This window comes from Gimesia alba, assembly GCF_007744675.1.
Taxonomy (GTDB): domain Bacteria; phylum Planctomycetota; class Planctomycetia; order Planctomycetales; family Planctomycetaceae; genus Gimesia; species Gimesia alba.
Genome location: NZ_CP036269.1, coordinates 3,852,557 through 3,864,084 on the forward strand (window position 1 = coordinate 3,852,557; position 11,528 = coordinate 3,864,084).

General features: G+C 45.0%; 9 protein-coding genes. 3 read left to right on the forward strand and 6 right to left on the reverse strand.

Annotation, left to right across the window (positions count from 1 at the left end; all coding sequences use genetic code 11):
• Positions 1 to 111 precede the first annotated feature (111 nt).
• Positions 112 to 1,980 carry an ABC transporter ATP-binding protein gene (locus Pan241w_RS14475; RefSeq protein WP_145216983.1) on the reverse strand — a complete coding sequence of 623 codons (1,869 nt, stop codon included), beginning with the start codon at positions 1,978 to 1,980 and terminating at the stop codon, positions 112 to 114.
• A 186-nt stretch (positions 1,981 to 2,166) separates the two neighbouring features.
• Between Pan241w_RS14475 and Pan241w_RS14480 the strand changes: the two genes are divergently transcribed.
• Both Pan241w_RS14480 and Pan241w_RS14485 read left to right on the forward strand, forming a co-directional pair.
• Entirely contained in the window at positions 2,167 to 3,090 is a 924-nt protein-coding gene (locus Pan241w_RS14480) for a glycoside hydrolase family protein (protein WP_145216986.1), read from the forward strand.
• A 29-nt stretch (positions 3,091 to 3,119) separates the two neighbouring features.
• The gene (locus tag Pan241w_RS14485) at positions 3,120 to 5,717 is read left to right on the forward strand and encodes a ComEC/Rec2 family competence protein (RefSeq protein ID WP_145216989.1); all 2,598 of its coding nucleotides are present in this window, start codon (positions 3,120 to 3,122) and stop codon (positions 5,715 to 5,717) included.
• Between the two features lie 25 nt (positions 5,718 to 5,742).
• Here Pan241w_RS14485 and Pan241w_RS14490 read toward each other — a convergent pair whose 3' ends face one another.
• From Pan241w_RS14490 to Pan241w_RS14505, 4 genes are all read right to left on the reverse strand, one after another.
• The gene (locus Pan241w_RS14490) at positions 5,743 to 6,693 is read right to left on the reverse strand and encodes a tetratricopeptide repeat protein (RefSeq protein ID WP_145216992.1); all 951 of its coding nucleotides are present in this window, start codon (positions 6,691 to 6,693) and stop codon (positions 5,743 to 5,745) included.
• A gap of 111 nt (positions 6,694 to 6,804) precedes the next feature.
• Positions 6,805 to 7,032, reverse strand: coding sequence for a winged helix-turn-helix domain-containing protein (locus Pan241w_RS14495; RefSeq protein ID WP_145216995.1), 228 nt, complete (start codon positions 7,030 to 7,032; stop codon positions 6,805 to 6,807).
• A 194-nt stretch (positions 7,033 to 7,226) separates the two neighbouring features.
• Complete coding sequence (locus Pan241w_RS14500) at positions 7,227 to 7,685, reverse strand: hypothetical protein (protein ID WP_145216998.1); 459 nt, start codon at positions 7,683 to 7,685, stop codon at positions 7,227 to 7,229.
• Positions 7,686 to 7,829: 144 nt separating this feature from the next.
• Positions 7,830 to 10,376, reverse strand: a complete 2,547-nt coding sequence (locus Pan241w_RS14505; protein WP_145217002.1) for an excinuclease ABC subunit UvrA — start codon at positions 10,374 to 10,376, stop codon at positions 7,830 to 7,832.
• 167 nt (positions 10,377 to 10,543) lie between these two features.
• Between Pan241w_RS14505 and Pan241w_RS14510 the strand changes: the two genes are divergently transcribed.
• Complete coding sequence (locus tag Pan241w_RS14510) at positions 10,544 to 11,176, forward strand: DOMON domain-containing protein (RefSeq protein ID WP_145217005.1); 633 nt, start codon at positions 10,544 to 10,546, stop codon at positions 11,174 to 11,176.
• A 67-nt stretch (positions 11,177 to 11,243) separates the two neighbouring features.
• Here the strand turns inward: Pan241w_RS14510 and Pan241w_RS14515 are convergent, their stop codons facing one another.
• Positions 11,244 to 11,516: a hypothetical protein gene (locus tag Pan241w_RS14515; protein WP_145217008.1), complete on the reverse strand. Its 273-nt coding sequence runs from the start codon at positions 11,514 to 11,516 to the stop codon at positions 11,244 to 11,246.
• Positions 11,517 to 11,528 lie beyond the last annotated feature (12 nt).

Consider the following 11,528-nt stretch of genomic DNA (forward strand, 5'->3'; position numbering starts at 1 on the left):
CCCGTAGACTGTGAAGGAAAGGTTAGCAATGGCAATTTCACTGGTCTACTGTACGGAAAGCAGAAAATCAGGTCTTGGATCATATTGACAAATCTACATATTACCCCTTGTTTACGCTTTAAATGCCTGTTTTTTCCTATCATTAACCCTCTTCTTGATTTGCATCAAGTCATCAGTGGGAATGGATTCGATCAACTTTCTTGTATACCCCTGTTGGGGATTCTGATAGATCATTTCTGACGGTCCGAGTTCCACCAGTTTTCCCTGATTCATCACCGCCATCATGTCAGACATAAATTTGACAACGCTCAAATCGTGGCTGATAAAAATGTATGTCAGGTTATACTGTTCCTGCAAATCTTTGAGTAAATTTAAGACTTGAGCCTGTACTGAGACATCCAGGGCTGAGACAGATTCATCGCAAATGATAAATTCCGGTTCGACCGCTAAAGCGCGAGCAATTGAGATTCTTTGACGCTGCCCTCCTGAAAACTCGTGGGGATAGCGGTCCAGGTACTCAACGGGCAACCCGACTTCTTCCAATAGAGAGGCTGCCCGGTCGCGTCGATCCTGTTTGGATGCGCCTAAATTATGCGCGATCATCGATTCGGTAATAATGGTGGAGACCATCATGCGAGGATTCAATGAACTGTAAGGGTCCTGAAAAATAATCTGGACCTTACGTCGAAATGGTTTTCGGCCTCCCCGGCTCATATGGGCCAGATCGTTTCCCTCAAAGAGAATTTTCCCATCCGTGACAGGGGCGAGACCGACGATTGCCTTACCGGTTGTTGTTTTTCCGCAACCAGATTCCCCTACGAGTCCCAGTGTCTGACCACGATAAATATTTAATGAAATCCCATCAACGGCCTTCACGTGATCTACAGTTCTACGAAGAATTCCACTTTTGATCGGATAATAAACCTGAAGCTGGTCGAGACTCAAAATGGGGGCCTCCCCTTCTTTGACCAGTTGAGATTCGGGAAGCGCTTTGACATCAGCCGCCTGGTAACCCATTGTTTTCAACTCGGAAAGGGGATGCAACAACCTTTGGCGTCCATGTGAGGTCAAGTCATTGAACTGACTTTTATCAAATTCCTTTTCCTCGATGAGATACTCGCCTGTCTCTGTTTCTTCAAAATCCATGAAATCAGAAACGGTTGGCAGACGCTTAAAAGTCGTATCTAAAGCCGGTCGACAGGCCAATAAGCCTTTTGTGTAGGGATGCTCCGGGTTTTCGAATATGTCAAGCACAGGCTTGTATTCCACTAATTTGCCACGGAACATGACTGCGACATCATCTGCAATTTCCGCAATCACACTTAAATCATGGGTGATAAATAAAACGGACATTCCCCGTTCATCACGCAACTTCCGAAGCAGATTCAGGATTTGTGCCTGAATCGTAACATCCAGTGCCGTTGTGGGCTCATCAGCAATGAGTAATTCAGGGTTGCAACTTAATGCCATGGCAATCATCACCCGTTGTTTCTGTCCCCCCGACATCTCATGCGGATAACTCGAAAATCGGCGTTCCGGATCCAGAATCCCGACTTCGTGAAACAGTTCAATGGTACGTTGCTTTGCTTCAGCCGCAGTGACCTTCTGGTGCAGCATAATGGTTTCCATCACCTGTTTCCCAACGCGAAACACAGGGTTTAGTGATGTCCCGGGTTCCTGGAAAATCATGCTGATATCACGGCCGCGAATATTCCGCATTTCCGGATCTGATAATTTCACCAGATCTTTTCCCAGAAACGATATTGAGCCTGCATCAATCTTGGCAGCGGTCTCAGGCAACAGCTTCATAATCGATAGCGAAGTGACAGACTTTCCTGAGCCGGATTCCCCCACCAGTCCCAGAGTTTTCCCTTTTTCGATTTTGACCGTCAAATCCTCAACTGCTTTCACTAGGCCACGGCCTGTGTGAAAATAGGTTTTTAAACCATTGATATCGAGTAAAGTCGCGGTGTCTGTCATAAGAGTTCCTTCTGAATTCAATTTCAAATCACCTGGATCGTTTCTGAGTATTTAAATTTCATTTGTCTCACTTTGTAATTTTGAAAGTGATTTGCGTATAATAGCGAAACTTCTGTGAGATGGGAGAGGAAACGATCTAAACCTGGTGATTGGAAAAAAATGAATGGCATTGTTGCGAGTCCTGTTATGAGAGTACTTCGATTCAGTTTATTCCTGGCCTTGACTTGTTTGAGTACCAGCGGCTTTATTTTCGCGGAAGAAATCGCGTTTCCTAAAGTATTAACGCATTTTGTTCCTTATTCGAATAATCCGATCTTTACAGCAGAAGGTCCCGGTCACTGGGATGTGAAAATACGAGAACGTGGATGGATTCTCAAGGAAGGTGATTTTTACCATCTCTGGTTTACCGGCTATGATGGAACCCGAGCAGGACTAAAAATGCTGGGATATGCCTGGTCTTGCGACGGGATTCATTGGACCCGCTCTCCCTGTAATCCGGTATACAAAAAACACTGGGTTGAAGACATGATGGTTCTCAAACATGAGGGCACCTATCACATGTTCGCCGAAGGAAAAAATGATATCGCCCAGCATCTTATTTCGCATGATGCCGTTAACTGGAAACGCGTGGGCCCCTTGGATGTTCGCTTGTCAAATGGGACTCCGATACCTGAAGGTCCGTATGGCACACCTGTTGTCTGGTTTGAAGAGGACCAGTGGTATCTCTTCTATGAACGGCGCGATGCCGGGATCTGGCTGGCAAGGTCTCCCGATCTCAAAGTCTGGACTAATTTGAATCATGATCAGCCCATTATGAAGCCGGGGCCCCAGCCGTATGACCAGAAGATGATCGCCATGAATCAGATCATTAAATACCAGGGAACCTATTACATGATCTTTCATGGGACCGCTGCAGCGCAAAAACCCTCTTTGTGGACAACAAATATCGCTGCATCCAAAGACCTGCTACATTGGAAAAAATATACCGGCAATCCTCTGACAAAACCCGAAGCCAATCAATCCAGTGGGTTATTAATTCCCGACGGAAAACGCTTTCGCCTCTACACAATGCACAATCAAGTCGACCTGAATTTACCCCAGGATCCTTGATACCTGGATAGAACTGAATGGTCTGATCCATGAGCAAATCCTTCTCTCAGATTTCTGCACAGGCACTGGGTCAGGATCCGGCTCAGAACAAAATAGAACGTTCTCCCGCACTCAGTGTGCTGATCTGTTTTTCCCTGGGGATCTTAGTTGATTTCTGGTTTGCCTGGGAACTGGTCCATTGGCTCCTCTTTGGTTTCATCCTCTCTGTTGGCTGGGCCGTCAGTTATCGATCGCGAAAGTATTCCATTGCGGCGGTCTTTCTGTTGCTTTTGACTATATGCCTGGGAGGCATGCGGCACCATGAATTCTGGTTCTGTCATACTCCCAATTATATCACCCGCCTCTTAAAAACTTCGGGACATTCAGAAGACAATACCCGTCTTATTCGCGTGACGGGAGTGATCTGCAAAGAGCCACAGATCAAGACGCCTGCCGACGAGGAGCAGTTTAATCCGAAGCAGCCAGCACAACAGACGAATTTGATTCTTGACTGCAGGGAACTCGATACAGGAACGGCAACCATTCCTGTCACCGGAAAAATCTTTGTTACCATTTATGATCAAGTGAATTCACTGCAACAAAATCAGCCCCATTTATTCTCAGTCGGTGATACCATTGATGTATGTGGAAAACTAAAGCTGTTCTCACCCAAAGATAACCCGCATGATTTTGACTTTCGTCAGCATTTTCGAAAAGAACAAATTGATGCGATTCTGACTTTGAAGTCTTCACAGGCAGTCCATCTCATCGCCCAAACGCCGCCTTTCTCCTGGATCAGTGTGCGGAAACAGATCCATAATTCATTTGCACAGATCATCAGAGATAACACAAGTGAAAGCACACAGCCGCTTGCGATGGCTTTATTACTGGGAGACCGTTCTAAACTCAGTTCAGGAATTCAAAAGAAATTCAGTCAATCCGGTTTGATCCATTTTTTGGCGATCTCAGGTTTACATATCGGTTTTTTTAGCGCGTTTATCTGGAGTATCTGTCATCTAGTAAATTTACCTAGAACAGTCGCCGTTTCACTGCTGCTGTTTGCAATTCTCTTTTATCTTTCCATCATTGAAATCCGTCCTCCGATCCTCCGCGCCGCTTCATTTTGTGCGCTGGTCACACTGGGGTTGATCAGCTGGCGAGCAATTACCACTTTAAATCTGGTTTGTATTTCTGCGATCCTCATTTTGATTATCAATCCGACCGACCTGTTTGATGTCGGAACGCAGCTTTCATTTCTGGCTGTTGCCTCAATCCTCTGGACCGTTCAGCAGGACTTTTTCCAAAACCCGTTTCAACAAAACTGGATTCCGTTGCGTTGGAGAATTCTCGCCAGTGATCCAGTCTTGCAATCGCCGTTGCAATGGTGTTTGATTCGCTATTTTCGCTTGCTATACAGTGTGTTTCTGGTCACTTTTTTCATTTGGCTCGTAACGGCGCCACTTGTTCTCTATCACTTTAAATTACTTGCTCCGATTGGGCTTCTGGTCAACACGCTGATCTTTCCCTTTTTGTTTCTGATCCTCTTGCTGGGATACCTGCTGATCTTTCTGGGATCATGGATTCCATTTCTGGCGGGAGTGTTTGGCCTTATTTTTGACTATAGCCTGCGAGTTCTGTTGTGGATTGTCGAATTTGCATCGTCTCTCCCTTATGCGCACTTTGATTTACCAGGACCACCCGTATGGTGGTTACTGGTGTATTACTCATTGATTCTTATCGTGATCCGGCCTGGGAGTTTAAGATTCAATCGTTACCAGAACTGGTTACTGCAGAAGCTGCGTCTCGCACTGGTTCCAGCCTGGATGATTATCGGCATGTTGGTCCCTCTGCTGACAACAGAGACAAACGCTTTGCAATGCACATTTATCGCTGTCAATCATGGGATTTCTATTCTAATCGAATTACCTGATGGTCAGACGATCCTGTATGATGCCGGATCAATGTCTCCGGTCGAACAAACCTATGCAAAAATCAAAAATACATTGTTGGCCCATGGGGTTCGGCGAGTTGATTTACTGTTCATTTCCCATGCAGATCGCGATCACTATAATTCAGCTGCCGAATTGATCACCAACCACTATGTTCGTGAACTCGCATTTCCCCAGGCGTTTCTCAGGCGAGAACAGCCTGGGACACTTTCGTTGTGCAATACCGCAGCACGCAATCAAGTTCCCATCAAAATCATTGGCAGGGGGGATCGCTTCGATTTTGGTCCTCAAACTTCACTTGAAGTTCTCCATCCCAGATTTGCAGATAAGTATGAACAAGACAATCCGGCCAGCTTAGTGATTCTGCTTTCGCGCAAGGACCGAAAAATATTACTCACGGGCGATCTGGAAGGTCAGGGGTTGGAAAAACTGCTGACTGAAAATGCTGCCATGCCACTGGATATTCTACTTTCTCCACATCATGGCAGCGCAACGGCCAATACATCTGATTTGGATCGCTGGGCCAGACCTGACTACCTGATTGTCAGTGGCGGAAGGAAACAGACGATTCCCCAATTGCAAAGCGTCTTTTCGGCTAGCACTCAGATTTATTCGACCCGAAAGCACGGCGCAATCACCTGCCTGATCGACAACTCAGGGAATTTAGAAGTCATCCCGTTTCGCTCGGCAATGAATTGAACGAATGATTCAGGCCTGACGATTTTCAGTCCAGTCCAATGGAATTGATCAACTCTTCGTGCGCTCGCAGCTCAAGAACTCTGTGCCTGAGTAGTTTTCGCATATCACTTAGCGTCTTCACTGTCTTCTGAAAATTCTCATTTGCTTCTGCCAGTTCTGAATAATGTTTTTCCCCTTGCGAGATACAACGATTCAGATTCAGTAGATTGGGGGTAAACCCTTTTTTCAGGTCATCTACGATCGAAGATGATACTTCTTTGATTTCTTCACACAGCTGATGAATTTCCCCGCGATCCTTCAGACGTTCTTCGACAGATAACTGTTTGGTTGAAATCGAGGTGTCTTTTTTTCTCAAAGACGTTTCATCAACTAATCTGCCAAAGGGGTTGAAATTCTGTTTTTCTTTTGTTGTTTCAATATCCAGTTTTTTAAGTGCGTTAATTGCTTTTTTGAAATGGGGAGAAAGTTCAAGTGTTCGCGAAAAACTCGAATGCGCCTGGGTATGGTTTTTCATTTCCAGATAGACATTGCCCAGGTTGAAGTTTGCATCAACCATATCCGGGTCAAACACGATGGCCTGTTTATAGGCGGTGACCGCCATGCTTAACTGATTTAATCCTTTATGAGCAATTCCCATATTATAGAACGCGTCAGCCGATTTTTTATCTTTCTGAACAGCTTTACGCAACACATTGAGCGCTTGCTTGTATTCTCCCATACGGTTATAGATCGCCCCGATATTAATATAAGGCGAGGCATCGGCAGGCGATAATCGAGCCAGTTGTTCAAAATGCTTGATGGCATCCTGGTACTGCTTTAATTGAAAATAAGCAGCAGCAATTCCCGCGTGTGCTTTTTTTTCGGCAGGTTTGATGCTCAAAATTCGCTGGTAGATTTCAACCGCCTGAGAAATGTTGCGGTCTTTTATTTGCTTGCGCGCCTGCTGGAATAGTTCTGTGATTTTTGAGTCACTCATGATCGAGTTCCTCTCCTCCAGGGCGCTCCAGGGAATATGTAATTCTGTCTCCCTGATAGCAGAGACGTGCCCTGCTCTCTGCTATCAGGGAAAAGAAATGGCAAACTATCCTCAGTCATTCACAAGTGAAATCAATTTACTTCGAGAACCTTGGTGAAATTCAATTTTCCCTTCTCTGCCAAGCCAACCGACGGCTTGCATCACGAGATCGCGAGGCGCTTCGATTTCACGAGATAATTTACTTAAAGTAACGGGTTCATGTTCACTCAAATATTGCCAGACAATCCCAGCGACAACTCCAATGCTCTCGACTTGGTGCGACTCAATTTCCGCTGACATCAACTTGCTCCTGAACTATAAACCTGAAGAATTCGGTAATAGAACGTGTGTTTCTATTTTGTTTTTGACGCGCTTGATATCCATATACACAATACAAAATAAGTTAACTGGCAGATGATCCCTATTATAGAACCGAAGAACTTTGGGAAGCAATCATTGATTTCCCAAGTTTTGTTCGTCAATGAAGATTTTCATCATACAATGTTCAAATATCCCTCAAAATCGTTGTCAAAACATTCCAGACTGGTCGAAATCGCTTCCAGGTCTTTCAGAGTTGTTTTCAAGTCTTGATCTGTCCCCTGGTATAAGACAAATGCGGTAAACAATTCTGTTTTAAAGACACGCAGGTAAGCACTGTTGATCAATTCTGAGCATACAAATTCGATGTCATGCCCCACGCATTCTTTGCCTGCCATTGTCCCTTTGAATTCGTAAATGTCGAGTTCATTGTATTCATCTCGAAATACTTTGACTGACTGAGCCAGTAACTCCTCTGGGGGGATCTCGACAAAATATAACGAGATCAACCAGAATGAGGAATCTGCTCCATAAACACTGACTTGGATTTCACCGTTGGTTTCATCAACCTCTTTTGATAGCTCCCACTCACTGGGATATTCAAATGAGATTCCATATTCATTAAAAAAGTTCATTGTTTCAATTTGATTCTTTGTAGTAATACTTTGAGTAAATCACTCCCGTAATGTTCAGCATAATATGCTGAGCAACACAATTGATTATAACTAATTCAGGAGACTCTTGAAGGACTCCGGGTTCTTTCTTTTTTAAGGATCTACTCACCTGTGTGTTGAATTCGAAATGAAATCATTCAACATTTGGCCCGTCTGGCCCGTTTTTCGTACTGAGATCTCTTCTGGAGTTCCTTCATCAAGAATGATGCCGCCGGATTCACCTCCTTCAGGACCTAAATCGATCATCCAGTCAGCGGCGAGAATCGCTTGCGGATGATGTTCGATCATCAGAACAGAATTGCCTTCCTGGACCAGCCGATCCAAGACTGATAATAAACAATCAATATCGGCTGCATGCAAACCTCTTGTTGGTTCATCCAGGACAAAAAGTGTCATAGCAGTCGGGTTTGAGATCAATTCCGTAGCGAGTTTGATTCTTTGTGCTTCCCCACCAGACAACATGTTTGCTGGTTGACCTAATGCGAGGTAACCTAATCCCAGTTCTTTAAGAACCTGTAATACTTTTTTAAGTTTGGGAATCTGATCAAAAAATACAACGGCTTCGTCAACGGGCATATCTAAAATATCACTGACCGATTTTCCTCGATATTTAACAGCAAGTGTTTGTTGATTAAAACGCTTCGTCTTGCATTTTTCACAGGGGAGATAGAGAGGCGGTAGAAATTGCATATCAACGCGTCGATACCCTTGCCCATGACAATGTTTGCAGCGGCCCTCTTTAGCGTTAAAGCTGAAACGCCTGGCGGTATAACCACGCATTCGGGATAATTTTGTTTTCGCAAACAGTTTCCGAATTTCATCCCATATTCCACAATAGGTTGCCGGGTTGGAACGCCCACTTTGACCCAGGGGGGCTTGATCAATGATTTTGATCTGCTGCAGAAATTCGCTCCCTTCAAGAGAATCATATTCCAGGTCTTGTCTGGATTCACTCTTGAATTCTGCTTTCAATGCGGGGACCAGTGTTTCGAGGACCAGAGAACTTTTTCCACACCCGCTAACACCGGTGATACATACCAACTTCTGTAATGGAATTTTGAGAGTGACATTTTTTAAATTGTTAAGCTTTGCCCCTTTAAGCACCAACTCCGGCTTCGCTCCAGACTGAGGTGTATCAGGGCGTGATTTGATCTCATATTCGGCATTCAATGCACGGGAGGTAAACGAGCGATGATTCTGAATGACATCCTGATAACATCCCGAAACAACAACCTCTCCCCCCTGTTCTCCCGCCTGAGGGCCTAGATCCAATATATAATCACTCGCTTTAATGACATCATGATCATGCTCAACGACGAGGATCGTATTCCCAGCCTGATTGAGTCGTTTTAAAATCTTTAACAGTTTTTCTGTTTCGTTCGCGTGTAAACCAGCCGTTGGTTCATCCAAAATATAGCAGGCTCCCGTCGTTTCCGCTCCCAAAAACGATGCCAGTCTGGCTCTTTGATGCTCGCCGCCTGATAACGTATGAGCAGGACGGTTCAATTTGATGTAGTTCAGACCAATTTCAGCTAGATACTTCAGCCTGCTTCGAATTGGAGGCAAAAGTTGATCCACGATTTCCTGGTCCTGAGAATTGTGAGACGTTAGCTCTGAACGTTCCCAGTCATTTAACCACACGAGAATTTCAGGGGCTGTCTGATCGACTAGCTGGTCGATGGATTGGCCTTTTAGTTTTACAGAACGACCATATTCATTGATTCTTGCGCCCTGGCATTCCGGGCAAACCTGTTCTATTTTCTCATGATTGCTTGCCTCGATAACGCCTAATCCCTGGCAGTTTGGGCACGCACCATAGGGACTGTTAAAACTGAAGGTACGTGGCTCAGGATCAGGAAAGCTCAGTTGACATTTCCCGCAGGCGAGCCTTGTACTCAGAAATCGATCTGACCAGCATGTTTCTGTTTCCTGGCTGACGATACAGACACCATCACCATGTTTTAATGCCAGATCGATTGATTCTTTGAGACGGGCATCGATTCCTTCTTTTACGATGATTCGATCGATCACAATGTCAATGTCATGGAAGTCGCTCTCCTTGAGATCCTGTGACTGGGAGAGATCTACGACCACTCCATCTACTCTGGCTCGAACAAAACCTTCTTTTGCAATTTTGTTCAAAACCGCAGTGTGGTCTCCCTTTTTTGCCGTGATCACTGGAGAAAGAATAATCACTTTCTTCCGATCCTCCAAAGCGAGAATCAGATCAACAATCTGTTCCGCAGACTGTTGATGAAGCGGTTGATGACATTGGGTACAATGAACTGTTCCGCGTTGCGCAAACAGCAGGCGGAAATAATCGTAAAGCTCCGTCATGGTTGCTAAAGTACTACGGCGGGAATGAACTCTTTGCGTTTGTTCAATACTGATTGTGGGGGGGAGTCCGCTGATCTGGTCGACGTCAGCGGGCTGCATCTGGCTGAATATTTGGCGCGTCCCAGGAGAAAGATTTTCCAGAAAACGCCTCTGCCCTTCACTGTGAATTGTGTCAAATGCGAGACTGCTTTTACCACTGCCACTGACGCCTGTGATGACCGTCAGCTGGAGATGAGGGAGATCCACATTGATATTTTTGAGGTTGTGGGTACGTGCTCCCCGAATGCGAATATAGTTATCAGACTGGTCTTGCATAAAACACTTCAGAAGATCAAATGAGGTTCGCCTGGGGGATGTAGTGCAGAGTGGCAGTTACAAAGATAGTTGTCGCCGTTTAATGGTATGAATGATTCACAGTTGTTATGATTTTAACAGCCTCGTCTATTTTTTATAGTTCCTTTTACAATAATCTATTTTCTATTATGTCGATCATTCCTCATTCATTTTATTTCCGCCATTCTGTTTCTGTGCCAGAAATAAAGGTAATCCCTCGTAAACGCGGTCAATTATTAAAACTCCCCAAGTCGGCTTTGATTCCAGATTTAAACTTCAAAGCAAAAACAGACCATTGGGGAGAAATCCGGATCGGCTGGAATAATAATGGCTTGGGAATCAGCCTGAAGGTTAAACAAAAACAACACCCGACGACTGATGCGGAATACTTTAATGTCTGGATTGATACCCGAGATACGAAAACAATCCATCGTGCCAATCGTTACTGCCACTTTTTCCAGTTTCGGCCGGTTGTAAATGCCCCAAATCAGTCTCAACCAGGTTGCACCCAACTCACCATCAATCGGGCGCAAGCAGATGCACGTCAATCTGATCTTTCAAAGATACAGCTCTGGTCGAAGATTGAATCAACTGGATATGAGCTGGAAGCCTGGATTCCGGCAAGTGAACTGACCGGTTTCGATCCCGGTTCCTATCCGCAAATGGGGTTTTACTACACGATTTTCGATTCAGAATTGGGAGAACAATTCATGACCGTTGACCAAGAATTGCCGATCGGACAAGATCCCAGCTTATGGGCTACAATGCGATTAGAAGCTTGAAATAGAAAAACAGCGATGGCAATATCATGTCATCGCTGTTTCGTATAAGCATTCGTGTGTTGTGTGTTTAGCGGCGTTTCGGTAATGCGGCAGCGTAGAGCATCGTAACTGCGCCAATTGACATCATGCTGAAAGCAGCCCAATCAGGGGGATTGAGGACTTCTTGTTGATCTTCGTTCAGCGTAGTCATTCCCAGAAAACCACGGAACTCCGGCTCACGCACAGGCTCTGGTTCTTCCAGTACGACTTTATGCGTCAGCACCATTTTGTCGACAAAAAGAAATGAAGTTCCCGTCAGTAATACAAATAAGCCAGCAGCAAAAAAAGATGAGCGAAACATGCGATGTCCCTG